The 25,242-nt window shown below is 60.0% G+C and carries 23 protein-coding genes; 15 read left to right on the forward strand and 8 right to left on the reverse strand.

Going from position 1 to position 25,242, the window contains the following annotated elements; all coding sequences use genetic code 11:
- Positions 1-4: 4 nt before the first annotated feature.
- The 4 genes from ABDB84_RS09430 to dnaA form a co-directional block, all read right to left on the reverse strand.
- Positions 5-1,120, reverse strand: coding sequence for a Fic family protein (locus ABDB84_RS09430; RefSeq protein WP_345919468.1), 1,116 nt, complete (start codon positions 1,118-1,120; stop codon positions 5-7).
- 179 nt (positions 1,121-1,299) lie between these two features.
- Positions 1,300-3,810, reverse strand: coding sequence for a DNA topoisomerase (ATP-hydrolyzing) subunit B (gene gyrB / locus ABDB84_RS09435; protein ID WP_345919469.1), 2,511 nt, complete (start codon positions 3,808-3,810; stop codon positions 1,300-1,302).
- 194 nt (positions 3,811-4,004) lie between these two features.
- Positions 4,005-5,111, reverse strand: a complete 1,107-nt coding sequence (gene dnaN / locus ABDB84_RS09440; RefSeq protein ID WP_345919470.1) for a DNA polymerase III subunit beta — start codon at positions 5,109-5,111, stop codon at positions 4,005-4,007.
- An 881-nt stretch (positions 5,112-5,992) separates the two neighbouring features.
- Positions 5,993-7,417, reverse strand: a complete 1,425-nt coding sequence (gene dnaA, locus ABDB84_RS09445; protein WP_345919471.1) for a chromosomal replication initiator protein DnaA — start codon at positions 7,415-7,417, stop codon at positions 5,993-5,995.
- Between the two features lie 439 nt (positions 7,418-7,856).
- On the opposite strand from dnaA, the gene rpmH reads away from it, so the two are divergent.
- The 8 genes from rpmH to ABDB84_RS09485 all read left to right on the forward strand — a co-directional run bounded on the left by rpmH (position 7,857) and on the right by ABDB84_RS09485 (position 14,011).
- Positions 7,857-7,991 (forward strand): 50S ribosomal protein L34, encoded by a 135-nt coding sequence (gene rpmH, locus ABDB84_RS09450; RefSeq protein WP_345919472.1) that lies wholly within the window; start codon positions 7,857-7,859, stop codon positions 7,989-7,991.
- Positions 7,992-8,042: 51 nt separating this feature from the next.
- Positions 8,043-8,432, forward strand: coding sequence for a ribonuclease P protein component (gene rnpA, locus ABDB84_RS09455; RefSeq protein WP_345919473.1), 390 nt, complete (start codon positions 8,043-8,045; stop codon positions 8,430-8,432).
- A 14-nt stretch (positions 8,433-8,446) separates the two neighbouring features.
- A complete protein-coding gene (yidD, locus tag ABDB84_RS09460) occupies positions 8,447-8,638 on the forward strand; it encodes a membrane protein insertion efficiency factor YidD (protein WP_428715085.1) in 192 nt (63 codons plus the stop codon).
- A gap of 34 nt (positions 8,639-8,672) precedes the next feature.
- Positions 8,673-10,334, forward strand: a complete 1,662-nt coding sequence (gene yidC, locus ABDB84_RS09465; RefSeq protein ID WP_345919475.1) for a membrane protein insertase YidC — start codon at positions 8,673-8,675, stop codon at positions 10,332-10,334.
- Positions 10,321-11,670, forward strand: a complete 1,350-nt coding sequence (gene mnmE / locus ABDB84_RS09470) for a tRNA uridine-5-carboxymethylaminomethyl(34) synthesis GTPase MnmE (RefSeq protein WP_345919476.1) — start codon at positions 10,321-10,323, stop codon at positions 11,668-11,670. Before yidC ends, mnmE begins: the two co-directional genes overlap by 14 nt.
- 2 nt (positions 11,671-11,672) lie before the next feature.
- Complete coding sequence (locus ABDB84_RS09475) at positions 11,673-12,029, forward strand: hypothetical protein (protein ID WP_345919477.1); 357 nt, start codon at positions 11,673-11,675, stop codon at positions 12,027-12,029.
- The gene (locus ABDB84_RS09480) at positions 12,026-12,790 is read left to right on the forward strand and encodes a sulfite exporter TauE/SafE family protein (RefSeq protein ID WP_345919478.1); all 765 of its coding nucleotides are present in this window, start codon (positions 12,026-12,028) and stop codon (positions 12,788-12,790) included. Before ABDB84_RS09475 ends, ABDB84_RS09480 begins: the two co-directional genes overlap by 4 nt.
- An 87-nt stretch (positions 12,791-12,877) precedes the next feature.
- Entirely contained in the window at positions 12,878-14,011 is a 1,134-nt protein-coding gene (locus ABDB84_RS09485; protein WP_345919479.1) for a PQQ-dependent sugar dehydrogenase, read from the forward strand.
- 27 nt (positions 14,012-14,038) lie between these two features.
- On the opposite strand, the gene ABDB84_RS09490 is transcribed toward ABDB84_RS09485, so the two are convergent.
- On the reverse strand, positions 14,039-14,848 hold the full coding sequence (locus ABDB84_RS09490; RefSeq protein WP_345919480.1) for a siderophore-interacting protein: 810 nt from the start codon (positions 14,846-14,848) through the stop codon (positions 14,039-14,041).
- A 99-nt stretch (positions 14,849-14,947) separates the two neighbouring features.
- Here ABDB84_RS09490 and ABDB84_RS09495 point away from each other — a divergent pair, with 99 nt between their 5' ends.
- From ABDB84_RS09495 to ABDB84_RS09505, 3 genes are all read left to right on the forward strand, one after another.
- Positions 14,948-15,388 (forward strand): MarR family winged helix-turn-helix transcriptional regulator, encoded by a 441-nt coding sequence (locus ABDB84_RS09495; protein ID WP_345919481.1) that lies wholly within the window; start codon positions 14,948-14,950, stop codon positions 15,386-15,388.
- 262 nt (positions 15,389-15,650) lie between these two features.
- Positions 15,651-16,091, forward strand: coding sequence for a YqaA family protein (locus tag ABDB84_RS09500; protein ID WP_345919482.1), 441 nt, complete (start codon positions 15,651-15,653; stop codon positions 16,089-16,091).
- Positions 16,092-16,218: 127 nt separating this feature from the next.
- Positions 16,219-17,562 (forward strand): hemolysin family protein, encoded by a 1,344-nt coding sequence (locus tag ABDB84_RS09505; protein ID WP_345919483.1) that lies wholly within the window; start codon positions 16,219-16,221, stop codon positions 17,560-17,562.
- Position 17,563: 1 nt separating this feature from the next.
- Here ABDB84_RS09505 and gntR read toward each other — a convergent pair whose 3' ends face one another.
- Positions 17,564-18,580 (reverse strand): HTH-type transcriptional regulator GntR, encoded by a 1,017-nt coding sequence (gene gntR / locus ABDB84_RS09510; RefSeq protein WP_345919484.1) that lies wholly within the window; start codon positions 18,578-18,580, stop codon positions 17,564-17,566.
- Between the two features lie 193 nt (positions 18,581-18,773).
- Between gntR and ABDB84_RS09515 the strand changes: the two genes are divergently transcribed.
- Genes ABDB84_RS09515 through ABDB84_RS09530 form a run of 4 tightly spaced genes read left to right on the forward strand, consistent with a single transcriptional unit; the run spans position 18,774 to position 22,183 of the window.
- Positions 18,774-19,298 (forward strand): gluconokinase, encoded by a 525-nt coding sequence (locus ABDB84_RS09515; RefSeq protein ID WP_345919485.1) that lies wholly within the window; start codon positions 18,774-18,776, stop codon positions 19,296-19,298.
- Between the two features lie 22 nt (positions 19,299-19,320).
- Positions 19,321-19,830, forward strand: coding sequence for a TRAP transporter small permease (locus ABDB84_RS09520; protein WP_345919486.1), 510 nt, complete (start codon positions 19,321-19,323; stop codon positions 19,828-19,830).
- Between the two features lie 3 nt (positions 19,831-19,833).
- Complete coding sequence (locus ABDB84_RS09525) at positions 19,834-21,114, forward strand: TRAP transporter large permease (RefSeq protein ID WP_345919487.1); 1,281 nt, start codon at positions 19,834-19,836, stop codon at positions 21,112-21,114.
- 55 nt (positions 21,115-21,169) lie between these two features.
- A complete protein-coding gene (locus tag ABDB84_RS09530) occupies positions 21,170-22,183 on the forward strand; it encodes a TRAP transporter substrate-binding protein (RefSeq protein WP_345919488.1) in 1,014 nt (337 codons plus the stop codon).
- A gap of 132 nt (positions 22,184-22,315) precedes the next feature.
- Here the strand turns inward: ABDB84_RS09530 and creD are convergent, their stop codons facing one another.
- Positions 22,316-23,668 (reverse strand): cell envelope integrity protein CreD, encoded by a 1,353-nt coding sequence (creD, locus tag ABDB84_RS09535; protein WP_345919489.1) that lies wholly within the window; start codon positions 23,666-23,668, stop codon positions 22,316-22,318.
- 132 nt (positions 23,669-23,800) lie between these two features.
- A complete protein-coding gene (gene creC / locus ABDB84_RS09540; protein ID WP_345919490.1) occupies positions 23,801-25,234 on the reverse strand; it encodes a two-component system sensor histidine kinase CreC in 1,434 nt (477 codons plus the stop codon).
- Positions 25,235-25,242 lie beyond the last annotated feature (8 nt).

The raw sequence follows: 25,242 nt of genomic DNA on the forward strand, positions 1-25,242 counted from the left end.
AGAATCATTGTGACACGACAGGGGCTTTGGCTTCGTCCCGCGTGAGTATCCGGTTCAGTTCACGATTGATGTAGTAATTGGAGCGGCCAACTTTGCGTTTTTCCAGAAAGCCCTCCTTGCACAGCGCGTCCAGGTACTTGGTGGCGGTGAGGCGAGAGACGTTGAGGTCGTGCTCGATGAATTCAATCTTGGTGTAGGGATGCTGGAACAGGCTGTTGATAAGGTCTTGGCTGTAGAAGCGGAAGTTGTCGCGGATGCGGTGTTTGTAGTCCATGACCGCATCGCGAATCAGCGTAACGGTTTCAATGCTGTGCTGGGCAGTCTCTTCCACAGCGCTGAGCATGTAGAGCACCCATTCTTCCCAGGCAGCAGCTCTGTCATCGCCCTCGCGCACGCTTTGCAGCAGCCGGTAGTAGTCGGCCTTGTTGCGCACAATGTGGCGTGAGAGATAGAGCAGCGGAATATCTAGCAAACCCTTCTGCATCAGGTAGAGCACGTTGATGATGCGGCCAGTGCGGCCATTACCGTCGTAGAAGGGGTGAATGCTCTCGAACTGGTGATGAATGATGGCCATCTTGATGAGCGGGTCAGCATCGAATACCGCGTCGTCGTTGATGAAGTGCTCCAGATCACGCATCAGGGCGATGATGGTGTCTGGCTCTTGCGGCGGGGTGTAAACGGTATTGCCCTGTCCGTCTTTGAGCGCGGTGCCGGGCAATTTGCGGAACCCGGCTCGGTTCTTTTCCAGCTCGGCCTGGATCTGGATGATGTGGTTACTGGTCAGCAAACCGGTTCGGGTGACCAGCTCATGCCCGATATGCAGCGCCTGGATGTAGTGACGAACCTCTTTGGCAGCGGGATTGCCCATCTCAGGGAAGGCATCGGACTTGAAAAGCTCGTCATGGGTCGTAACGATATTTTCAATGGCGGAGCTGTCCTTTGCTTCCTGCATCGCCAAGGTGTTGATGAGGATACCGTCGTTGGGCATGGACGCCGCCAGCCCCTTGAGCTCGGCGAGCTTGCGACCCGCCGTCATCGCCTTTTTGAGGATGGCAGCGGTTTCAAATTGCTCCGGTTTTAATGCGCTGAGGTTTTCCAAGGCTGAAAAAACATCGTTCATGTGTAAACAGTCTCCGTTTTTTCTATACATGTTTTTGTGACGTGTATAGAAAATAGCCGTTTTCTATACATTTGTCGCGGACATGTATAGAAAACGGCTATTTTTTAACTGCTGCTTTTTCGAGGCTGAAACCTTGGTGCTTGAAGATCACCCACTGAGTGGATGATGTTCAGCCACGCTTACACATCAATATTCCGTGCATTCAATGCGTTGCGCTCAATGAAGTCCCGACGCGGCTCGACGTTGTCGCCCATCAGCGTGGTGAAGATTTCGTCGGCGGCGATGGCGTCGTCGATTTGCACTTTGAGCAGGCGGCGGACGGCGGGGTCGAGGGTGGTTTCCCAGAGTTGCTCGGGGTTCATTTCGCCAAGACCTTTGTAGCGCTGCTTGCTGATGCCGCGCTCAACTTCATTGAGCAACCAGGTGACGGCTTCGGAGAAGCTCTTGACCGGGCTGTTCTTGTCGTTGCGGCGGATCGCGGCGCCTTCGCCGATGAGGCCGCTGATGAGCTGGGCGGCGCGGCGGATCTGGGCGTAGTCGCCGGAGACGAGGAAGTCGGCTTCGATCAGGGTGCGCTTGATGTTGCCGTGGTGCATGCGTTCGAGCGCGAGCTGCCAGGATTCGCTGATCACGTCGAAGTGCGGGCGCACATTGAGGCTGCTGGAGAGCTGCGCTTGCAGCTTGGCGGCGGAGTCGATGGCGCTGGCTTCGTCGGCCAGTTGCAGTTCGATGTCATGCGCGAGCATGGCGTGCAGGACTTCGCTGTCGATCCAGCTGGTGAGGCGGTTGATCACCGCTTCGGCGAGCAGGTAGCCGCGTGCCAGTTCTTCGAGCGGCGCGCCGGCGATCTCTTCTGCGCCGGCCTTGGGTGTCAGCGCGGCGCCGTCGAGCGCGAGCTTGAGCAGGTGGGCGGAGAGTTCGTGGTCGTCCTTGATGTACATCTCGCTGCGGCCGTGCTTGATCTTGTAGAGCGGCGGCTGGGCGATGTAGATGTGGCCGCCTTCGACCAGCTCGGGCATCTGGCGGTAGAAGAAGGTCAGCAGCAGGGTGCGGATGTGGGCACCGTCAACGTCCGCATCGGTCATGATGATGATGCGGTGGTAGCGCAGTTTTTCGGGCTTGTAGTCGTCTTTGCCGATACTGGTGCCGAGCGCGGTGATCAGGGTGGCGATCTGCTCGGAGCTGATCAGCTTGTCGAAACGTGCGCGTTCAACGTTGAGCACCTTGCCGCGCAGCGGCAGGATGGCCTGGAATTTACGGTCGCGACCTTGCTTGGCGGAGCCGCCGGCGGAGTCACCCTCGACGATATACAGCTCGCATAGCGCGGGATCTTTTTCCTGGCAGTCGGCGAGCTTGCCGGGCAGGCCGATGCCGTCGAGCACGCCTTTGCGGCGCGTCATTTCGCGCGCTTTGCGGGCGGCTTCACGGGCACGCGAGGCTTCGACGATCTTGCCGCAGATGGTCTTGGCGTCGTGCGGGCGTTCGAGCAGGAATTCGGCGAGCTTGGCGGCGACGACTTCTTCCACTGCCGGACGGGCTTCGCCGGAGACCAGCTTCATCTTGGTTTGCGAGGCGAACTTCGGGTCGGGCATCTTCACCGACAGCACGCAGGCCAGGCCTTCGCGCATGTCATCGCCGCTGATCTCGACCTTGGCCTTCTTGGCGATCTCGTGTTCGTCGATGTACTTGTTGATGACGCGGGTCATCGCGGCGCGCAGGCCGGTCAGGTGGGTGCCACCGTCAGACTGCGGAATATTGTTGGTGAAGCACAGCACCTGTTCCTGGTAGCTGTCGTTCCACTGCATGGCGACTTCGACCGTCAGCTCGACGTTCTGCACCTGGCCGGTGGTGACCATGGTGGTGCCGGAGGCGTAGAACACATTCGGGTGCAGCACGCTCTTGGCACGGTTGATGTAGTCAACGAAACCCTTCACGCCGCCAGAGAAGGCGAAGTCTTCTTCCTTGTTGTTGCGCTGGTCGACGAGCTTGATCTTCACCCCGTTGTTGAGGAAGGAGAGCTCGCGCAGGCGCTTGGCGAGGATGTCGTAGTGGTATTCGATCTTGCCGAAGATCTCTTCATCAGCCAGGTAGTGCACTTCGGTGCCGCGCTTTTCGGTGTCGCCGAGCACTTTCAGCGGCGAGACTTCTACGCCGTTCTGCACCTCGATCAGGCGATCCACGGCCTTGCCTTGCTGGAACTCCATGAAGTGCTTCTTGCCATCGCGGCGGATGGTCAGGCGCAGGAACTTGGACAGCGCATTGACGCAGGAGACGCCCACGCCGTGCAGACCGCCGGAGACCTTGTAGCTGTTCTGGTTGAACTTGCCGCCGGCGTGCAGCACGCACATTACGATTTCAGCGGCCGAGCGCTTGGGTTCGTGCTTGTCGTCGAACTTGATGCCGGTCGGGATGCCGCGACCGTTGTCGGTCACCGAGATCGAGTTGTCGGTGTGGATGGTGACGACGATTTCGTCGCAATGGCCGGCGAGGGCTTCGTCGATGGCGTTGTCGACCACTTCGAACACCATGTGGTGCAGACCGGTACCGTCCGAGGTGTCACCGATGTACATGCCTGGGCGCTTGCGGACGGCTTCCAGACCTTCAAGCTGCTGGATGCTGTCTTCGTCGTAACCATCATTGCCTTGCGGCAGCTTCGGCTGTTCGTTCGGTTGTGCGTTCTCTTCGGACATGTAGCGAAATCCCGGTGATGTGTTCTGCCTGCGAAGCAGGCCGAATTTTTTTCTTGCCTTTGATACCTTCAGCGCAGCGCCAGCCCTGTGGATATCGTGTCGATAAACCTGTGGGCTGGTGCTGTATCAGTTGTGCATAAGCGCTGAAAAAGCTGTTAACAAGCTCTGGATAAGCTGTGGATGGATGCGCGTCATCAGATGCGCATCGGCATCACCACAGCCTTGAATTCATCGTTGCCCGGCAGGGTGAACAGCGCGCTGGACATCGGTTCGTTCAGATGAATCTCGACTTCGTCGGTGCCGACGTTGTTGAGCACATCGAGCAGGTAGCTGACGTTGAAGCCGATTTCCAGCGCGTCGCCGCTGTAGTCGACTTCCAGCTCGTCCTGCGCTTCTTCCTGCTCGGCATTGGAGCTGATCACGCGCAGGATGCCCGCTTCAAGCTGCACGCGCAGGCCGCGGAACTTCTCGTTGGTGAGAATCGCCGCGCGCTGCAGCGCCAGCAGCAGTGCCTGACGGCGCGCCTTGACCAGCTTGGGATTGCCTTGCGGAATCACGCGGTCGTAGTCGGGGAACTTGCCGTCGATGAGCTTGGTGATCAGCTCGATCGGGCCAAAGCGGAAACGCGCCTGGTTGCCGATCAGGGTGATCTCCACCGGATCATCGCTGTCCGAGAGCTGGCGCGCCAGTTCGAGCACGGTTTTGCGCGGCAGGATCACCTCGGTGCGCGGCACGCTGCCATCAATCAGGGTGTTGGCCAGGGCCAGGCGGTGACCATCGGTGGCGACCAGGCGCAGCTCGGCGCCATTGGCGACCAGCAGCAGGCCGTTGAGGTAGTAGCGCACGTCCTGCGCGGCCATCGCGTAGGCCACCTGGGAGAGCTGGCGCTTGAAGGCCTTCTGCGACAGCGTGAATTCGACTGCAGCGCCTTCGTTGAACTGCATGCGGGGGTAGTCCGCCGCCGGCAGCGTTTGCAGCGCAAAACGGCTTTTGCCGGCGCGCAGGGTCAAGCGCTTGTCGTCGAGGACCAGGCTGACCTCGGTGCCCTCGGGCAAAGCACGCAGGATGTCCTGCAGCTTGCGCGCGGCCACGGTGATCGAAGTCTCTTCGCCGCTGCCAGCACCTTCGGTGGTGGTGCGGATCTGGATTTCGATATCGGTGGCCAGCAGGGTCAGGGCCCCAGCCCGCTTTTCGATCAGGACGTTGGAGAGAATCGGCAGGGTGTGACGTTTCTCGACGATGCCCGACACCGATTGCAAGGGCGCCAGCAGCTCGTCACGGCTCGTTGTTAACAGAAGCATTTATATATAACTCCTACGTCTACTGATTATTGCGAGGCAAAACTGTGGACAAGCTCATATTGTCCCATTTTTTCAGGACTTTAGGCATGTTGAAGAGTGTGTTCGCAAGCGGGGTCAAATCGCTGTGGGCAAATGTGGATGGAAAAGCCGGCCGGGCTTGAAGCCGCACTTTTTCACAATTCCTACAGTGTTTGCGCTGCATTTATCAACAAGCCTTTCCAAGCTCGACAAGGGTTTCTTTTAAAAACAACACACTAACCACCCAGCGTCTCGTGCGATCAGCGTTTCAGTTGCCAATCACGTCTGCACCGCTGAAGAGCCGCCTGAGCGATTTTCAGTGCTCAACTGCCGGGGTGGCTCGCTTGGCCCCCACAAAAAACGCCTCAGGCGCCGTTTAAGCAGCTTGTGCGGACTTCTTTGCGGCACTTGTTCCTGCACTTTCAGCGCAGCGCTCATTTTTTCATCTGTACTGCAGTACTGCCAGCCTGCCCCGCTCTGCGCCGTACATCGACTGCGCAGCCTGCACGCTGTGAAGCTTGGCCAGTTCAGCCGCCCTGCCCGTCACCAATGGGGTTTTGCAATCTGCTGGTCAGCATCGCTTGCGCGGGGTTCGGTGCTGCCAAGCTGGCACGGTGTTTCATTGTTGTTAGAAGTTAAGAATATAAATAACGTCTACTGATGATTGCTCGGTAAACCTGTGGACAAGCCTTTTTAAGTCAAATTTTTCAATGCTTTAAGCTTGTTGAAGAGTCTGTTCGCAAACGGGGTTAAATCCTTGTGGGCAAATGTGGATGGAAAACGCTTGTGCTCACCAAGCCGCGCTTTTTCACAATTCGTACAGCGCTTGACGAAGCTTTATCAACAGGGTTTTACAAAGGGGATCAACCGCGCAAAGTCTGCGTCAGCACGTGCAGATCGTGGTTCATCTGCTGGTCGGCCAGACGCATTTCGGCGATGGTGCGGCAGGCGTGCAGCACCGTGGTGTGGTCGCGCCCGCCAAAGCCCTCGCCAATGGCCGGCAAGGAGGCTGGCGTGAGCTCCTTGGCCAGGTACATGGCGATCTGCCGTGGGCGGGCGATGTTGCGGGTGCGCTTGGGGGAGAGCAGCTCGGCGAGCTTGAGCTTGTAGTAGTCGGCCACCGTCTTCTGGATGACCTCGATGGTGAGCTGGCGATTGAAGGCGGCGAGCAGGTCGCGCAGGGCTTCACGGGCCAGTTCCAGGCTGATGTCGCGGCCGTGGAAGCGGGCATAGGCCATCACGCGGCGCAGCGCACCTTCGAGCTCGCGCACATTGGAGCGCAGGTTCTTGGCGATCAGGAAGGCGACTTCGTCGTGCAGCTTGATGCCGTCGACTTCGGCCTTCTTCTTGAGAATGGCAACGCGCATTTCGAGCTCGGGCGGCTCGATCTGTACGGTCAGGCCCCAGTCAAAACGCGAGATGAGGCGGTCTTGCAGGCCTTCGATATCCTTGGGATAGGTATCGCAGGTGATGATGATCTGTTTGCGCGCTTCGACCAGGCCGTTGAAGGCGTGGAAGAACTCTTCCTGGGTGCGTTCCTTGTTCTTGATGAACTGGATATCGTCGATCAACAGCAGGTCCAGCGAGCGGTAATAGCGCTTGAACTGGTCGAAACTCTTTTGCTGATAGGCGCGCACCACGTCGGCGACGTAATCCTCGGCATGCACGTAGCGCACGATGGCGCGCGGATTGTGGCGCAGCACTTCGTTGCCGATCGACTGCACAAGGTGAGTCTTGCCAAGGCCGACGCCGCCGTAGATGAACAGCGGGTTGTAGGAGCTTCCGGGATTCTGCGCCACCTGCATGGCGGCGGCGCGGGCCAGGTCATTGGCTTTACCGGTGACCAGGGTGTCGAAGGTGAAATCCAGATTCAGCCGCGTCTTTTCGCGATTGCTGATGAGTGCCGGGCTGCTCGGCTCGGCGGCTTTGGCTGCGCTCTCTTCGGCTTCGACCGGCGCAGCAGGCGCGGCGGCGGCCGGCTTGTCGCTCTGGCGTCGTTCAGGCGTTGCGGCTTCGCTAGGTTTTTGAGCGGATTTCGCTGATTTTCCGCCGAGTTCAAGCAAGATCTCGACAGGTTTGCCGAAGAACTCGGCACCCAGTTGTTCGATGCGGCTGAGGTAACGTTCGCGCACCCATTGCAGTACGAAGCGGTTGGGGGCGAGCAGGTTCACGTCACCATTGAGGCTGCTCTGGTTGGCCTCGAGTGCGCGAATCCAGGTGTTGAACTGCTGTGGAGGCAGTTCCTGTTCGAGTCGCGCCAGGCAAGCGGTCCAGAATTCGTGGCTCACGTTGAATCGTTTTTCCGGTCAGTCAGCACTTTGGCTGACGCAAAAAGCGGGAGTCGGCCAAAGCGATTTGGCCGGATGGAAATTGTCTCGGGGGTCTTGCCTGATCAGCTTTTGATCAGTGTGTCCAGGCGCGCTGTGAGGGGCAGACATCGCATGCGGGCAGTACAGTGCAAGTACTGGGGCAGAGTGCTTCGCATACGCTGAAATTTCATCCCTGGAGCGCCTTTCGGACTTATTCCGCCTGTGTTGGCAAGTTTGATCAAGCTGATCAGGGAGCCATTGCCAGCGGGTGTTATTGGAAGGCAATCTTACCCTGAAGACGAGGAATTATCCACAGGCCGGACGGCACATGATGCTCATACCAGATCAAGCAATGTCTTGACAAGACATCCTTAACACATTGATAATCGCGGGTTTCCGTGCTAACCCGAGAATAATCATGAAGCGTACCTATCAACCTTCCGTGGTCCGCCGCAAGCGCACCCATGGCTTCCTCGTTCGCCAGGCAACCCGTGGCGGCCGCAAGGTGATCGCAGCCCGTCGCGCCAAGGGCCGTCATCGTCTGGCTGTCTAAGTTCTGAGCTCGATTCGGTCCTCCGGCCTCGCCGGTGTGACTGATTTCAAGATGCGCGACATTCCCGGCAATTCTGCTCACGATCAGCTTGGCAACCGGCTTGGCAATCTAGGCTTTCCGCCGGAACGTCGCGTGCGAAAAACGGATGAGTATTCATCCGTTTTTGCTTTCCGGCGCAGCGTTCGCGGTCGGTTCTTCGTCTTGCATTATCGTCCGGTCGCCGGTCCGGCACGTCTGGGCCTCGTCGTGGCGCGCAAGCTGGCCCGTCACGCGGTCACGCGCAACCTGCTCAAGCGGCTTGCGCGCGAACACTTTCGCCATATTCTTGACACTTTGCCGGGGCATGATCTGGCTTTGCGTCTGGCGCAGAAGACCGATGGCGCGACGCGCGCGGAATTGCGCGAAGACATCGTGTCGGTTTTTGCGAGGTTGCCGCGTTGAAATCCCTGTTGCGCGTGCTGCTCAAGGCATATCAGTATTTCATCAGCCCCATGCTGGGGCGTCAGTGCCGCTTTCATCCGAGTTGTTCCAACTACGCGCTTGAGGCCATCGAACGTCATGGTGCCTTGCGGGGTGGCAGCTTGGCTGTGCGGCGCGTTTGTCGTTGCCACCCGTGGTCTGCGGGCGGCTATGATCCAGTTCCCTAGAACTCATTTTTTCCTGCGGTAAATCACCATGCAGATGGATATCAAGAATGCTGTGCTCACCGTGATCTTCACGGCATCAGTTTTTGTGCTGTGGCAGAACTGGGAGATCTATAACAAGCCGGTCAAGCCGGCAACGGCAGTGGCGCAAAGCCAGCCGGTGGTGCCTGCCAGCGCTTCGGCAGCGGGTGCTGCGCCGGTGGCGACAGCTGTTGCGGCAGCGACGCCGGCCGGTGTGGCGGCAGATTACAAGAACAGCCCGCGCGCGACGGTGACGACCGATCTGGTGAAGGCCGAGGTGTCGGCCCTGGGTGGCGACATCATTGATCTGGAACTGCTCAAGCACAAGGCGACCGACGATACGAGCCAGAATTTCCGCATTCTGGATGAAGGCAAGACCCACATCTATGTGGCACGCAGCGGTCTGACCACTGAAGGTCTGCCCAACCACCGCAGCCTGTTCCAGCTCTCGGCACAGAATGTTGCGCTCAAGGACGGCGAAAACAGCGTTCAGCTGCGTTTGACCGCGCCTGCCGTCAATGGTGTGACGGTGAGCAAGGTGCTGACTTTCCACCGTGGCAGCTACCTCATCGATGTCAGCTATGAAGTGTCGAACGCCGCAGCTATCCCGCTGAATACACAGGCTTATTTCGAGCTGGCGCGCGATGGCAAGCCGGCTGAACATACCGGCGGCGTGATTGGTGGTGTGTCGACCTATACCGGTCCGGCGCATTACACGGAAGAGAAGAAGTTCAAGAAAATCAGCTTTGAAGACATCGGCAAGAATAAGGACGACGCCAAGGAAGTCACGGCCAAGGACGGCTGGGTGGCGATGGTGCAGCACTATTTCGTGAGTGCTTATGTGCCCAAGGGTGATGTTGAACGTACTTTCTTTAACCGCAAGCTGGCCGATGATTTCTACGGTACGGGCGTCAAGGTGCCGCTGACGGTTGCTGCTGGCCAGACTGCCAAGCTCGACATGCCGCTGTATGTCGGCCCGCAAGAGCAGAAGAAGCTCAAGGAAATTGCGCCGGGTCTGGATCTGGTGGTCGATTACGGTTGGGTGACGATGATCGCGGTGCCGCTGTTCTGGCTGCTGTCCTTCATCCACAGTGTGGTCGGTAACTGGGGTTGGGCGATCATCCTGCTGACGGTGCTGATCAAGGCGGTGTTCTTCCCGCTGTCGGCAGCTTCGTACCGCTCGATGGCCAAGATGAAGACCTTGATGCCGAAGATGAAGGCGCTGCAGGAGCGTTACGCGACTGACAAGATGAAGCTGAATCAGGAAATGATGCAGCTTTACAAGAACGAGAAGGTCAATCCCATGGGCGGCTGTCTGCCGATCCTGGTGCAGATTCCGGTGTTCATGGCTTTGTACTGGACCCTGCTGGGCGCTGTCGAAATGCGTCAGGCACCGTGGCTGGGCTGGATTCATGATCTCTCGGCGATGGACCCGTTCTTCGTGTTGCCGGTGCTGATGGCGATCAGCATGTTCGTGCAAACCAAGCTCAACCCGACACCGCCGGATCCCATGCAAGCCAAGGTGATGCTGGCGATGCCGCTGATCTTCGGTGTGATGTTCCTGTGGATGCCTTCGGGTCTGGTGCTGTACTGGGTGGTGAATAACGTGCTGTCTATCGCGCAGCAGTGGTACATCACACGTTCTATTGAAGGTGCCAGCGCGGGTGTCAGCAAATAAAACCATAGCCGCCATTGCCACACCGCCCGGTCGCGGTGGTGTTGGCGTGGTGCGCATTTCCGGTCAGGATCTGGCGGAGTTTGCCCGCCGCCTGACCGCAGCCCAAGCCCCGAAGCCCCGCGTTGCGAGTTTGCGCCGTTTCCTCGATGAGGACGGCAGCGTGCTCGACGAGGGGCTTCTTCTTTTGTTCTCCGCGCCGCATTCCTACACCGGCGAAGATGTACTGGAGCTGCAGGCGCACGGCGGCCCGGTGGTGATGCAGATGCTGCTTGCGCGCTGCATTGCGCTGGGGGCCACGCTTGCCGAACCGGGCGAATTCACGCGGCGCGCCTTCCTCAACGGCAAGCTGGATCTGGCCCAGGCCGAGGGCGTGATCGATCTGATCGACGCCAGCACGCAAGCTGCTGCGCGCTCGGCACAACGTTCCTTGTCCGGTCAGTTTTCGCAAGCCGTGAATGCCTGGCGCGACAAGCTGGTGGACCTGCGCATGCTGGTCGAAGCGACGCTGGATTTCCCCGAAGAGGACATCGACTTCTTGCAGGCGGCGAAAGCCTTCGAGCGTCTGGCTTTGCTCGAATCCGAGCTATCGGCTTTGCTGGCGCGTGCGCAGCAGGGGAGTTTGTTGCGCAGTGGTTTGCATGTGGTGCTGGTCGGGCAACCCAATGTGGGCAAGAGCAGCTTGCTCAATCGCCTTACCGGTGAGGACCGCGCCATCGTCACCGATCAGGCGGGGACTACGCGCGACGTGCTGCGTGAGCTGATCCATATCGAAGGCATTCCGCTGCACATCATTGATACTGCGGGTTTGCGTGACACCGATAACGAGGTCGAGCAGATTGGTATTTCGCGCTCCTGGGCTGAGATTGGCAAGGCGGATCTGATCTTGCGCCTGGTTGATGCGCGCACCGGGATTAGCGCCGCCGACCATGAAATCGATGCGCGCCTGCCACAGGGCGTGCCGGTGGTGTGGGCCTTCAACAAGTGTGATCTCTTGCAAGCGCCGATTGCTTACCAGGCTTTGCCGAACGAATCGCTGATTGCCTTGTCTGCCAAGACAGGTGAGGGCATTGATGTTTTGCGTTCAGCTTTGCTGAAGATTGCGGGTTGGGAAGGTCGTGGCGAGGATGTGATTCTTGCGCGTGAGCGGCACCTCGTTGCATTGAGAACAGCGCTGGAACATGTGCGCTGGGCGATTGAGCAAGCGCGTCAGCAGCAACTCGATTTGCTTGCTGAGGAACTGCGGCTGGCGCAGGAAGCGGTGAATACGATCACCGGCGAGTTTGGTGCCGATGATTTGTTGGGTGTGATTTTTTCGCGGTTCTGCATAGGTAAATAGGTATGGCAGATTTTGAGCATCACAGTGGTACGGCGTCGAATATATCGCTGGAGATTGAGCGCAAGCTGATTGCACTCGGTTTGGATTGGCAAGACTCTGCAGCGATGCGCTCGTTGGCGGAAGAGGCATTGGGCACAGAGGGTCATGCTGGCTTTGCAGGTTTGCATAGCGCTGCGCCTGAAGATCTTGCGCGGATGCAGTTGTTCGGTCTGATCGGTCTGATGTTGCGTACGATGGAAGAGAGCGCCGTGAGTGGTCAGGAGATTCACGGCGGCGACGCCTGGAAATCTCTCGCCAAGGCTTTGTGGGCAGTGAAAGAAGCAGGTGGAACAGCTGAGCGTGTTTCACGTGAAACATGAGTTTAGAGCTTGTTGTACTCGGGACTGGCGCCTTTGCAGCAGGTCTGATTGATGCGGTGGTGGGTGGCGGGGGCTTGATTCAGATTCCCTTGTTGCTCGCGACTTTTCCCACAACGCCTATTGCAGTGCTGTTCGGTACGAACAAGCTGGCGAGTATTGTCGGTACAGGTGGCGCAGCGATTCATTACGCTCGCAGCCTGGATATACCCAAACACATTGCTTTGCCGGCGACGCTCGCTGCCTTACCCGGTGCAGCGCTGGGTGCGATGGCGGTGTCACTTCTGCCACCGTCCAGTGTGCGACCGCTGGTGTTTGTGCTCTTGCTGCTGGTGGGCTTGTACACCTTTTTCAAGCCGGACTTTGGCCGACTTGAAGGTCATGGACGTATCCAGCACAAGCTGCCTTGGTACTCGGCCTTGCTGGGTTTGACGCTTGGTTTTTACGACGGCTTCTTCGGTCCGGGCACTGGCAGCTTCCTGATCTTCGGTTTTGTAGCGCTGTTTGGTCTTGATATGTTGCACGCCTCAGCGAGTTCGAAGTTCGTGAATCTCGCCACCAATTTCGCAGCACTGTGCTACTTCGCCTACCAAGGTAGCGTGATGTGGAAGGTGGGCTTGGTGATGGCGGTCTGCAATCTGCTCGGTGGACAAGTTGGCGCACGGTTGTCCTTGCGCCATGGTAGTCGCTTCGTACGTCTGATGTTGTTGGTCATCGTTAGCATCTTGCTGTGCAAGCTTGGTTGGGACTTGTTCAGCAAATAGCTTGAACAAGTGATCGATGTTTCACGTGGAACAGAGAGAAGCAGGGGGCAGGACATGAAAGTTCGGTTTTCGTTGTTGTCAGCACTGATGCTTCTCCTGCTTCCTTCGGTTCAGGCACAGAGCTTGAACCCGGTGGCGAATGCCGCTAATGCCTTGCCCTGCAATAGCGGGCCGATGCTGAGCACGCCCGGCAAGATCTCGCTGAAGACATTTGCCAGCGGCTTGGTCAATCCGTGGGCCCTGGTCTTTTTGCCCGATGGACGCATGCTGGTCACGGAACGGCCCGGACGCATGCGTATTGTTTCGGCCAATGGTGTTCTGTCGGCAGCGATCACGGGTGTGCCGGCAGTTTATGCACGGGGCCAGGGTGGTTTGCTGGATGTAGTGCTGGACCCGGACTATTCTGCCAATCAGCGCATTTTCTTCAGCTATGCCGAACGGAGCGCTGAAGGCGTAGGAACTGCAGTGGCGACAGCTGTACTCGATGCCGCAGCGCTGGCGCTCCGTGATGTTCGCGTGATCTATCGCCAGACACCTAAGCTCAGCGGCGATGGGCACTTTGGTTCGCGTCTGGTCTTTGCGCGCGATGGCAAACTCTTCGTCTCACTGGGCGAGCGCCAGCGCTTCAGCCCGGCGCAAGATCCGTTGCAGTCGCTGGGCAAGATCCTGCGTCTGAATCCCGATGGCAGCGCAGCTGCTGACAACCCCTTTGTCGGCAAGTCGGGCTACCTGCCGGAAATCTGGAGCTATGGTCATCGCAATCCGCAGGGCATGACGCGTCATCCGCAGAGCGGGCAGATGTGGACCGCCGAACATGGCGCCATGGGCGGTGATGAGATCAATACACCCGAGGCGGGCAAGAACTACGGCTGGCCGGTAATCAGCTACGGCCTGAACTACGACGGTTCAAAAATCGGTGAGGGCAGGGCCAAGGCCGGCATGGAGCAACCACGCTGCTACTGGGATCCTTCGATTGCGCCCGGCAATCTGGTCTTCTACACCGGCAACAAGCTGCCGGCCTGGTCGGGCAATCTGTTTGTCGCGGCACTCAAGGATAAGGCGCTCTATCGGCTGATTCTCAGCGATACGCGCATCAGCGGCTGGGAGCGCTTCGATATCGGCCAGCGCGTGCGCGATGTGCGCGTCGGCCCGGATGGCTGGCTCTATCTGCTGACCGATGAGAGCGAGGGGCAGATCCTCAAGCTGAGCGTCCAGCCCTGATCTCAGGGCCGGCGCTGCAAGCTGCGCTCAATCCTGCGCCAGATTCTCGTGATGCCCGGCGGCGCCCAGCTTCCAGTAGGCCGCCGCCTTGACCTGGTGCTTGGCGAGCCCGAGCTGATTGATCAGCACCTCGCGCACGGCGATGATGCCGGCCGATTCGCCGGCTGCCCAGGCAAAACCTTCACCCGCCGGCAATTGCAAGGCACTCACCGCTGCCGGCAGCTGGCTGGTGCCATCACGCAGCAGCCATTGCACCTGCAGATCGGCCTCACTGTTCAAACTGCGCTGGTCGCGCGGATCGCTGGTTTCGGCAATCACGATGGCCCGTGTGCTGGCGGGCAGCTCTTCGAGGCGACGTGAGATGGCGGGCAGGGCGCTTTCGTCGCCGACCAGCAGGTGCCAGTCGTAATTCACGGGGATCAGGGTCGAACCACGCGGACCGCCGATGGCCACTTGCTGGCCGACTTGCGCCTGTGCCGCCCAGCTTGCTGCAGGGCCATCGCCGTGCAGCGCGAATTCGATACTCAAGACGCCGCGTTGCGCATCGAAACGGCGCGGCGTGTAGTCGCGCATCAGCGGACGTGGTGCGCCCTCGGGAAAACTCACGCCATTCGGCCCCAGGATCGGCAACACCAGTTCGCTCTCGGGCGTGGCCGGCAGCATCAGCTTGATGTGGTCGTCAAAAGACGGGCTGGCGAAATCCTGCAGGTCCTCGCCACTGAAGTGGATGCACAGGCTGTGCGGGCTGATCTGTTCGACGCTGAGCACGCTCACGCGGCGCAGCTTGGGTGCCTGGCGCAGGCGTTGCGGGCGGCGTGAGGAATCGGGCTGGTTCATGGTGTTTCTCCTGGCGCGAGGGCGCAGATAGTTGATACAATCAACCAATACTGGAACAACAAGTTGATATTGTCAACTATATTCAAGCTAGCCTGCGCCATGCCCCCGGATAAAGACGATCTCTTCGAGCACTTCCACGCCATCATGCATCTGTTCAAGGACCGCATGCGCCACGCGCTGGACAGCGAAGGCGGCGGCCTCGGTCCGACCGAAGCACGCGCCTTGGGCTACTTTGCGCGCCATCCGGGTTGCACCCAGCAGGATCTGGTGCAGCAAAGCGGGCGCGACAAGGCGCAGATCACGCGCATCGTCCAGCAGCTGATGGAACGCGGCCTGCTGGCACGCGAGGCCGATCCGGCCGACCGCCGCCGCTTCAATCTGCAACTGACCGACAAGGGCCTGCAGATCGAGCAAGCCATGCAGGCTCAGCGCAAAGCCTTGCTCGCCAGCATGCTCGGCGCGCTCGATCACACCGAGCAGGCCCAGCTGATCAGCCTGCTGCAGCGCATGCGGCGTGGCGCAGAGCAGAACAAGCTCTAGATCTAGCTTGTGGATCTCTCGCCTGTTGGTGGCTCGCTCAGCAAGGCGCTAAAACAGGCGCTGAGGCGTTTTAATCCTGCCGGTCAGGGTGTAGTGGTTTTAGCTGGGTTTGAACGCTTGGTGCGCGTTTTAAGCGGTTTCTGGCTGATGCCCTGGATAGCCTGGTGCCAGGGCCTACACTGCTCAGCATTCCGAGAAGCTCTGTACAAGCCATGAAGATGAGACCGCCGCGTATGTCCCTGACCCGCCAGCACATCCCGCAATGAACTTCGCGCTCTACGGCGGACTATTCCTCAGCGCCTTGGCCGCCGCTACGATCCTGCCGCTGCAGTCGGAGGCGCTACTGGTGGCTTTGTTGAGCATGGGCGGTCATGCAAGCTGGCTGCTGATTGCCGTGGCCACCGCTGGCAATGTGCTGGGTTCGCTGATCAACTGGTGGCTGGGCCGTTCCATTGAACGCTACCGTGAGCGCCGCTGGTTCCCCGTGCCGCCTGCGGCGCTGGCGCGCGCCGAGCGGCACTACCAGCGCTATGGCAAATGGTCCCTGCTGCTCAGCTGGGCGCCCTTGATCGGCGACCCGCTGACCTTGGTTGCCGGCTTCATGCGTGAGCCGCTGGGGCGCTTCCTGCTGCTGGTGCTGATCGCCAAGCTGGGACGCTACATGGTGTTGGCATGGCTCACCCTGGCGTATCTGGAGCGCTGAGGGCGGTTGTTTTCACCGAAATCAGACTTCCTGGCTGTGCCGACCCGAAGTTGCTTGCTAAGCAGGCAAGCAACTTGCAACAATCGGAACTCCTCAATACCCGCGCGCAGACGGGCGCGCATCGACGATGGAAATAGTCTTGCTGCTGGCGCTGATCCTGCTCAACGGGGCGTTCGCAATGTCGGAAATCGCCCTGGTCACTGCCCGCAAGACCCGATTGCAGAAACTCATCGACGAGGGCGACCAAAGCGCCATCGCCGCCGCCAAGCTCGGTGAGGACCCCACGCGCTTCCTGTCGACGGTGCAGATCGGTATTACCTCGATCGGCATCCTCAACGGTATCGTCGGTGAATCGGTGTTTGCCCAGCCTTTCAGCGTCTGGATGGTCGGTCTTGGCCTTGAAGAGACACTGGCCAGCTACATTTCCACCGGTCTGGTGGTTCTGGTCATCACCTTCGTCTCCATCGTCCTCGGCGAGCTGGTGCCCAAGCGCCTGGGCCAGCTGCAGCCGGAAAGCGTGGCGCGTCTGGTGGCGCGGCCGATGGCCTTGCTGGCGATTGTCACCAAGCCCTTTGTGCATCTGCTCGCCGGCACCACCCACCTGGTGTTGCGCCTGTTGGGCGTGAAGATCGTCGAGAACGCCAGCGTGACCGAGGAAGAGATTCACGCCATGCTGGCCGAAGGCTCGTCCAGCGGCGTCATCGAACATCAGGAACACGCCATGGTGCGCAATGTGTTTCGCCTCGACGACCGGCAGATCACCTCGCTGATGGTGCCACGCAGCGACATCGCCTATCTGGACGTGGGCCACAGCTGGGAAGACAACCTGAAAGTCATCCAGACCGCCGAGCATTCGCGTTTTCCGGTGGTCAATGGCGGCCTCGACAACATTCTCGGGGTGGTGAATGTCAAACAGCTCTTTGCTGCCTCGGTACAAGGCCACACACCCGATCTGAACACTGGCCTACAAGCGCCGGTGTTCGTCCCCGAAAGCCTGACCGGCATGGAATTGCTGCAGAACATCCGCAGCTCCGGCGTGCAGATGGCCTTCATTGTCGATGAGTACGGCGAGGTGCAAGGCATCGTCACCTTGCAGGACATCATGGAAGCCATCACCGGCGAGTTCAAGACCCTGCACCCGCAGGACGCCTGGGCGGTGCAGCGTACCGATGGCTCCTGGCTGCTCGATGGCCTGATCCCGATCCCCGAGCTGAAAGACCGCCTGGGCCTCGCGGCGGTGCCGGAAGAGGACAAGGAGCGCTACCAGACCCTCAGCGGCATGCTGATGCTGCTGCTCGGGCGGATTCCCCGGGCGGCCGATACGGTCGATTGGGAAGACTGGCGCTTCGAGATCGTCGACATGGACGGCAACCGCATCGACAAGGTGCTCGCCTCCTCGCTGGCGCCGCTCAAGCTCGAAGCCGCTGCGGAAGCGCCTGGCGCACTGCAGTCGGGCGATCAGGCACGCTGATTCAGCTGCTGTCGCGAATCACCAGTTGGAATGCCAGTTCGATGCTGGCTTGCGCCGGAGTTTGCCCGCTCATCAGCTGCAGCAGGGTGCGTGCGCCTTGGTCGCCGATCTCGGCACGCGGCGTGTGTACGGAGCTCAGCGGCGGCAGCATCTGGTCGCTGCCGGCCAGATCATTGAAGCCGGCAATGGCGATACGCTCGGGCACCTTGATGCCCAGGCGGTGCGCGGCAAGCAGGCCGCCCTGGGCCAGGTCGTCGTTGTTGAAGAACACGGCATCGATGTCCGGTCGTGTGCTGACCAGCTCTTCGAGCAGGCGCGCGCCCAGCGCAATCGACGAACGCTCGGGGCACAGCAGTTCCAGGCGGCTGTCGTAGCAGCCGGCTTTTTGCAGCGTGCGTCGATAGCCCTCGGCGCGTAGCAGGGTGCGCGGGTCGAGCTGGGCGGCGGCAAAGGCGATGCGGCGGCGGCCGCGTGAGAGCAGGTGTTCGGTCATCGCCGCGCCAGCCTCCAGCTGCGAAAAACCCACGCAATGCACGCCCGGTGCATCGGTGGTTTCCATCAGATAGACGCAGGGCACGCCGCTTTGCGCGATCAGCTGGCGCGCCGCTTCGGTGCGATCAAAGCCGGTCACCAGCAAACCTGCGGGGCGATGCGCGAGGTAGTTGCGCAGCAGCAGTTCTTCTTCCGCCGGGTCGTAGTGGGTGACACCGATCATCGGCTGAAAGCCGGCCGGGAACAGCACGCGGTGCACCGCTTCGAGCAGATCGACGAACAAGGCATTGGAGAGCAGGGGCACCAGCACCGGCACCTGGGTGCTGCGCGCCGAGGCCAGCGCACGCGCCGCCGGATCAGGCACATAGCCGAGCTTGTCGGCGGCCTGCTGCACGCGGGCCACCAGCTCGGCACCAACCACGCGGCCGCCGTGCAGGGCGCGTGAGGCGGTGATGCGGCTGACGCCGGCTTCGCGGGCGACGTCGTCGAGGGTGATGCGTCCAGTAGAGCGGCTTTTGCGTGGCATGTCGTGCGTGGTGTATAGGCTGAGCTGGCGATGATGGTGCTACGTGTAATCCCTAGGCGCAATTATCACCGCCCTTGTCTAGGATAGCGCTATCCGAATCAAGCAAACACTGCGGACTATCCCTGACGGCGCATAAAAGTCTTGAATATGTCGCCTTCGGAATTGATCTGGCAACAACTGAAAATACTTATAAATGGATAGCGCTATCAAAAACAGCTCGCAAACGACAGGCGCCCTGGTGGTAATGGGCGTAGCCGGCTGCGGCAAATCCAGCCTTGGGGCGGCCTGCGCTGAACGCCTGGGCTGGCGGCTGATCGAGGGCGACGACTACCACTCGGCCGAGGCCGTCGCCAAGATGCGCAGCGGCACGCCGCTGACCGATGCCGACCGTGCTGGCTGGCTGGATCGCCTGGGCGCGCTGCTGCAGGCCGAGCCGGGCGGTGCGGTGCTGACCTGTTCAGCGCTGCGCAAAACGTATCGCGAGCGCTTGCGTGCGGCGGTGCCGGGGCTGCGCTTTGCCTTTCTCGACCTGCCGCAAGCTGTGGCCGAAGCGCGGGTGGCCGCGCGTCCCGGCCATCTCTTCCCGGCCAGCCTGGTCGCCAGCCAGTTCGCTACGCTGGAGCGGCCTTCCGGTGAAGACGGCGTACTGGATCTGGATGCAACGCAGCCGATAACTCAGCTGGTGGATGACATCGCCGCCTGGCTGCAGGCGCGCTGAATATAAAAACAAAGGAGACAGCATGAACCCGCAACACGAGACAGCCGCGCCACCCAACTGGGCGCGGCGCATTACCGAGGCGACTATGGCGATCAGCCTGGGCATCATGGTGCTGGCCGTCTTCATCAATGTCTTGCTGCGTTACGGCTTTGACACCGGCATCGTGTTCTACGAAGAACTCTCACGCCTGATGTTCGTCTGGCTGGTGTGCATCGGCGCGGTGCTGGCTGCGGCGGAGGGCAAGCATCTGGGCTTCGACATGGTGATTTCGCGCCTCAAGGGCTGGCCACTCAAGGCCTGTACCCTGCTCGCGCAGCTGGCCACCGCGTACTGCCTGATTCTCGTCGCCAAGGGCTCCTGGGAACAGGTCAAAGCCGGCATGCACACCTTCAGTACGGTGATCGGTTATCCCTTGGCACTGGCCGCAGCCGGCACTCTGGTGATGTCGGTCGGCATGCTGATCGTGCTGGCGCTGCAGATCAGCGGCCGCCTGAACAATGCGGCCAGCGACGCTGAAAGCCGGGTGGAATAAGCCATGCTCGTCACTGTCATTTTCCTAGCTGTCCTGATCATCGGCATGACGATCGGCATGTCCATCGCCAACGCTCTGGTACTCACCGGCGTGGTGCTGATGTGGCACCTGGACTTCTTCGATTCGCAGCTGCTGGCGCAGAACCTGCAGGCTGGTTTCGACAGCTTTCCGCTGCTCGCCGTGCCCTTCTTCATCCTCGCTGGCGAGCTCATGAATGCGGGCGGCCTGTCGCGACGCATCATCGATCTGGCGCGCGCCTTCGTCGGCCACATCCGTGGCGGCCTTGGCTACGTAGCGATTGCGGCAGCGGTACTGCTCGCTTCGATGAGCGGCTCGGCGATTGCCGACACCGCCGCGCTGGCCACCTTGCTGATTCCGATGATGCGCGAGCAGAAGTATCCGGACAGCTACGGCGCCGGCTTGATCGCCTCGGGCGGCATCATCGCGCCGATCATTCCGCCGTCTATGCCCTTCGTGATCTACGGTGTGACGACCAATGTGTCGATCAGCAAGCTGTTCCTCGCAGGCATCTTTCCTGGCCTGATGATGGGCTTCTTCCTGCTGTTTGCCTGGTGGTGGATCGCGCGCAGCCACAAGCTGGCGCCAATGCCCCGCCTGAACTGGGCTGAACGTGGCCGTGCGCTGCTGCATAGCCTGTGGGCGCTGATGATGCCGGTGATCATTCTCGGCGGTCTCAAGGGCGGCATCTTCACGCCGACCGAAGCGGCCGTCGTTGCGGCTGTGTATGCCCTGTTCGTATCGATGATCATCTACCGCCAGTTGAGCGTGCGCGATGTCTATCAGGTCCTGGTGGGTGCTGCGAAAACCACCGCCATCGTGATGTTCCTGTGCGGCGCGGCGACCGTCACCGCCTACATGATCACGCTGGCCGACCTGCCCAACCAGCTTGCCGAAGTGTTCGCGCCGGTGATGGGCAACCCGACCATTTTCATGGCGCTGATGATGCTGTTCCTGCTCTTTGTCGGCACCGCCATGGACCTGACGCCGACCATCCTGATCTTCGGCCCGGTGTGCGCGCCGCTGGCCATCAAGGCGGGCATCGATCCGGTGTATTTCGGCTTCATGTTCATCTTTGTCGGCTCGGTCGGCCTCATCACCCCGCCGGTCGGCACGGTGCAGAACGTCGTTGCTGGCGTCGGCCGACTACGCATGGAGACAGTGATCAAAGGCACCAATCCCTTCCTGGCGATGTACGGCATCTTGCTGGTGCTGTTCACCGTCTTCCCGCAACTCGTGCTGGCGCCACTCAAATGGATGCACTGAGGCCGGCCGCATAACGCTTTTTACCCCGATGCAGTTCCACCCCGAGGAGACACTCATGAAACTCAAAAAACTGTTTGCGGCCATTGGCCTCACGCTGCTGGCCAGCAGCGGCATCGCACAGGCGGCCGACATCAAGCCGCGCCTGATCCGCTTCGGCTACGGCCTCGTCGAGCAGTCCAACCAGGGCCGTGCGGTCAAGGTGTTTGCTGACGAAGTCGACAAGCTCTCCGGCGGCAAGATGAAGGTGCGCGCCATCGGCGCCGCCGCGCTGGGCTCGGACACGCAGATGCAGCAAGCGCTGATCGGTGGCGCACAGGAAATGATGGTCGGCTCGACCGCCACCCTGGTCGGCATCGCCAAGGAAATGGCGCTGTGGGACACGCCCTTCCTCGTCAATAACGTCAAGGAAGCCGACGCCCTGCTCGATGGCCCGGTCGGCGCCAAGGTCAATGCCAAGCTCGACGACAAAGGCATGGTCGGCCTCGCCTACTGGGAAAACGGCTTCCGCAACCTCACCAACAACAAGCGCCCGGTCGCCAAGCTCGAAGACCTGGATGGCGTGAAGCTGCGCGTGATGCAGAACAATGTGTTCCTCGACAGCTTCAAAACCCTCGGCGCCAACGCCGTGCCGCTGCCCTTCTCGGAACTCTTCACCGCGCTGGAAACCAAGACCGTCGACGGCCAGGAGAATCCCTACAACACCATTCTCTCGTCCAAGTTCTACGAAGTGCAGAAGTACCTGACCGTCACCAACCACGTCTATAGCCCGTGGATCGTCACGGTGAGCAAGAAGTGGTGGGACACCTTGAGCAAGGATGAGCAAGCCGTGCTGCGCGCCGCCGCGATCAAGAGCCGTGACTTTGAGCGCAAGGACACCCGCGACGAAGCCGCCAAGGCCCTCGCCGAGCTCAAGACCAAGGGCATGCAGATCAACGAACTCTCCCCCGCCGAAGCCGCCCGCATGCGCGGCAAGCTGACCCAGGTGAACGCCAGCATCGCCACCAACGTCGGCATGGACCTGTGGAACGAAACCCAGGCCGAACTGGCAAAAATCCGCAGCAAGAAATAATCGGCTGCAGGGCCGATGCTATGCACCGGCCCGCAAACAGGGTGTGAGCAACGCATTCGTTCATCCGAGTGCGGGCAGAACTTTCCCGGTACGCAGGCATTACTTCTGGCGCCGGGAGAGCTGCCATCCAGGTTAAGTGCCTGAAGAGTCCTCCTGTTTCAGTGCAGGACGCTCAGCGAGGAGTGCGTGCCAATCCACACTACGGGTGCTAAGCATGACTGCTGCCAGCAACAGGAATAGCAGCAGCGACCCCATCAGCAAGGCATTTTGCTCAGACAAAAGAATCACATAGAGCACCGCGTACAAAGAACCCAGGCCAAGTGAGAATGCTCCTGCCAACCACAGACTGCGTAACAGGTGTACCGAGTAAATGCCGATCAACAACACGCAGGCACTGCTCGCAGCAAGGTAGGCGCCGCCGAAACCGATGTGTTCGGACAGGCTCAGCAGCAGCAAGAAGAAGATCAGCAGCGCGGCACCGATCATCAGGTACTGCAGTGCGTGCAGACGCAGGCTGCGCAGCAGCTCGAAGAGCAGGAAGCCGCCCAGTGTGATGGCGATGAACAGGCCCGCGTATTTGCAGGCGCGGTCAGCCATGACGTAGATGTCTACCGGGTCGATCAACGAAATGTTGAAATTGTCCATCTCGACCGTGGCTGCCTTGTTGGCCCAGCTCTCCCGAGCATTGGTTGCAAGTGCCGAAATATGCCAGGTGGCGCTGAAACCATGCTGATCCACCTTGCGTTCGCTTGGCAGGAAACGCCCGCCGAACGAAGGATGTGGCCATGGCGATGTCAGCGTTGCTGAATTGTCACGGCCCAGCGGTACGACATTCAACGAATCCGTGCCGACCAGCTCCAGATTGACGCTGAAACGTGCTGTACGGCCCAGCAGTTCATTGATGTCATCCAGGCGTGCGCTCGCTCCGTGCCGGTTGCTGCCATTGCCGACGCCGGGTTCCGCATTGCGTGCTACATCGGCAAGTTTCATGTCGAGCTTGCGCAAACCTCGCGGATCGCTGACAGCCAGCACCATCCACGCTGGTCCGAGTTCGATCTGCGATTCGCTGCGGTCGCGCGGCAATCGCTCCAGCGCAGGTATTGCGAAGTCACCGCTGAGCACTCCTTCAAGCTGGTAGCCATTGACGCGAAATAAACCACGATAGCGCGGGTCGGTGATCAGCTGACCCTTGAGGTCGAAATGTTCGGGCATTACTTCGTAGCGATGAGCGATCTTGCGTGACACCGTGCGCGTTGCGCTGGTGTTGGGGTCGACAACAACTTCCTGATAACGCTCGGTGTAACTGATCGCCAGTGTCACGCCCGCCAATGTTTGTTCTGCCCCCAGGCTCTGGGCGATTGAGGCGCGTGCCTGATTGCGATTCTCCAAACGGTCATTGACCACCATGCGCAAGGTAAAGCCGGCGACTAATAACAGCAGTCCGACCATGCATACGGTTACCAGCTTGCTGGTGAAACTCTTCATGATTACTCCCTTGATTGAACGATGACGGGAGCAATACTGAAGAGCCTGGGTGAGGCCTTGATGAGCGGGAAGTGAGGGCTCTGTGAAGAGAAGGTGAGGCGCGTCTTCTTCTCCGCTTTGCGGAAAGAAAGTTCAGTGCTTCAGATACAGGGTGGCGCTTACGCCACCGTCGGACTCGTTGGCCAGACTGGTCTTTCCACCATGCAGTGTTGCGACTTCCTGCACGATGGCCAGGCCTAGCCCGGAGCCCTTGCTGCCATCGGGCCGGCGCAGTCCGTAGAAGCGCTCGCAGAGCCGTGGGAGCGCATAGTCGGGAATGGCTTGGCCAGTGTTGTGTACGCATAGCGTGACGCCATCATGTCCATCGCATAGCCTGATACGGATTGAGCTGCCTGGGGTGGCGTGGTCAAGCGCGTTGTCGATGAGATTGCCGATGGCCAGCATCAGCCGGTCGCGTTCACCACGTAGTCTGCAGGTTTGCAGATCAAGCACAAACAGCAGTTTGGTAACCTCAGCCCGGCTGCGGCGGGTGTCGACGATTTCGCTGACCAGTTCGTCCAGTTGCAGACTCTCGGCGTGATCGAGCGAGCGTCGCGCTTCCAGTTGCGAGAGTGCCAGCATGCGCTCGATGCTCGCTTGCATGCGCGCGCCCTGCTCAAGAACGTGTGCGGCAAAGCGTGCGCGGTCGGCTTCGGGCAGGTTCGCTTCGGTGAGGATTTCGCCTGCACCGCGCAATGCGGCAAGCGGACTCTTGAGCTCGTGTGTCAGGGCCTGAACGTAACGTTCGATGTACTGCTTGCCATCCAGCTCGGCGCGCATGGCGTCCATGGCCAAGGCAAGTTCGCTGAGCTGCTTGCCACCTCCGGTAGGGGGTGTAACGCGTTTGCCAGCCGCCACATCGCGGGCGTAGGTGCGCAGACGACCAATCGAACTGGTCAGCCAGAAGGTGATGCACAGTCCAATGATTGCAGAGCCGGCAAGCAGCCATGCTCCCTCGCGCACGATGGCTTGCTCGCTACGTGCGATGATGGGTTCTACGCTGGCGATGGGCTTGGCGACCGTCAATACGCCGATGATGCGCTGCTTGTCCATGATCGGCGCCGCGACATGAAACACGGCTGAACGATCATCGTCAGGATCGCTGCGCGTTGAACGCGCGCCGTATTCACCCAGCAGAGTCTTGTAGACATCGTTCCAGCGTGAGTGGTCGAGGCCAACGGCAAGGTGCTCGGTATCCAGTTGCACGATGCCACGTGCGTCGGTCACAAGCACGCGGAAATCGAGGGTGTCCTTGTTGAAATGCCACACCGGTGCGTGGATCTTGCGACGGCGGTATTCCTCGACATATTGGGCAAATTTTCCATCGGCGATGTGGCCAGACTTCATGTCATCGGCCGCCATGACCGCGAGCAGGTTGGCCGAATCGATCATCGTCTCCTCGATGGTTTCGCGCACACCCGGTCGCACTTCATTGACGAAAATGCGCAGCACGAAAAAGGCTGCCAGCCCCAGTACCATGAAGTAACCGAGCAGCACCCGCAGCGGGAGATTGATGTTTCGAATCATGTAGCGGC

It is taken from the genome of Uliginosibacterium sediminicola, assembly GCF_039631295.1.
GTDB lineage: Bacteria > Pseudomonadota > Gammaproteobacteria > Burkholderiales > Rhodocyclaceae > Viridibacterium > Viridibacterium sediminicola.

Excerpts from the sequence above, each read along its gene's own strand:
- ABDB84_RS09430 (WP_345919468.1), bottom strand. The coding sequence starts at position 1,120 with ATGAACGATGTTTTTTCAGCCTTGGAAAACCTCAGCGCATTAAAACCG.
- gyrB (WP_345919469.1), bottom strand. The coding sequence starts at position 3,810 with ATGTCCGAAGAGAACGCACAACCGAACGAACAGCCGAAGCTGCCGCAA.
- dnaN (WP_345919470.1), bottom strand. The coding sequence starts at position 5,111 with ATGCTTCTGTTAACAACGAGCCGTGACGAGCTGCTGGCGCCCTTGCAA.
- rpmH (WP_345919472.1), top strand. The coding sequence starts at position 7,857 with ATGAAGCGTACCTATCAACCTTCCGTGGTCCGCCGCAAGCGCACCCAT.
- rnpA (WP_345919473.1), top strand. The coding sequence starts at position 8,043 with ATGCGCGACATTCCCGGCAATTCTGCTCACGATCAGCTTGGCAACCGG.
- yidC (WP_345919475.1), top strand. The coding sequence starts at position 8,673 with ATGGATATCAAGAATGCTGTGCTCACCGTGATCTTCACGGCATCAGTT.
- ABDB84_RS09475 (WP_345919477.1), top strand. The coding sequence starts at position 11,673 with ATGGCAGATTTTGAGCATCACAGTGGTACGGCGTCGAATATATCGCTG.
- ABDB84_RS09480 (WP_345919478.1), top strand. The coding sequence starts at position 12,026 with ATGAGTTTAGAGCTTGTTGTACTCGGGACTGGCGCCTTTGCAGCAGGT.
- ABDB84_RS09485 (WP_345919479.1), top strand. The coding sequence starts at position 12,878 with ATGCTTCTCCTGCTTCCTTCGGTTCAGGCACAGAGCTTGAACCCGGTG.
- ABDB84_RS09490 (WP_345919480.1), bottom strand. The coding sequence starts at position 14,848 with ATGAACCAGCCCGATTCCTCACGCCGCCCGCAACGCCTGCGCCAGGCA.
- ABDB84_RS09495 (WP_345919481.1), top strand. The coding sequence starts at position 14,948 with ATGCCCCCGGATAAAGACGATCTCTTCGAGCACTTCCACGCCATCATG.
- ABDB84_RS09500 (WP_345919482.1), top strand. The coding sequence starts at position 15,651 with ATGAACTTCGCGCTCTACGGCGGACTATTCCTCAGCGCCTTGGCCGCC.
- ABDB84_RS09505 (WP_345919483.1), top strand. The coding sequence starts at position 16,219 with ATGGAAATAGTCTTGCTGCTGGCGCTGATCCTGCTCAACGGGGCGTTC.
- gntR (WP_345919484.1), bottom strand. The coding sequence starts at position 18,580 with ATGCCACGCAAAAGCCGCTCTACTGGACGCATCACCCTCGACGACGTC.
- ABDB84_RS09515 (WP_345919485.1), top strand. The coding sequence starts at position 18,774 with ATGGATAGCGCTATCAAAAACAGCTCGCAAACGACAGGCGCCCTGGTG.
- ABDB84_RS09520 (WP_345919486.1), top strand. The coding sequence starts at position 19,321 with ATGAACCCGCAACACGAGACAGCCGCGCCACCCAACTGGGCGCGGCGC.
- ABDB84_RS09525 (WP_345919487.1), top strand. The coding sequence starts at position 19,834 with ATGCTCGTCACTGTCATTTTCCTAGCTGTCCTGATCATCGGCATGACG.
- ABDB84_RS09530 (WP_345919488.1), top strand. The coding sequence starts at position 21,170 with ATGAAACTCAAAAAACTGTTTGCGGCCATTGGCCTCACGCTGCTGGCC.
- creD (WP_345919489.1), bottom strand. The coding sequence starts at position 23,668 with ATGAAGAGTTTCACCAGCAAGCTGGTAACCGTATGCATGGTCGGACTG.
- creC (WP_345919490.1), bottom strand. The coding sequence starts at position 25,234 with ATGATTCGAAACATCAATCTCCCGCTGCGGGTGCTGCTCGGTTACTTC.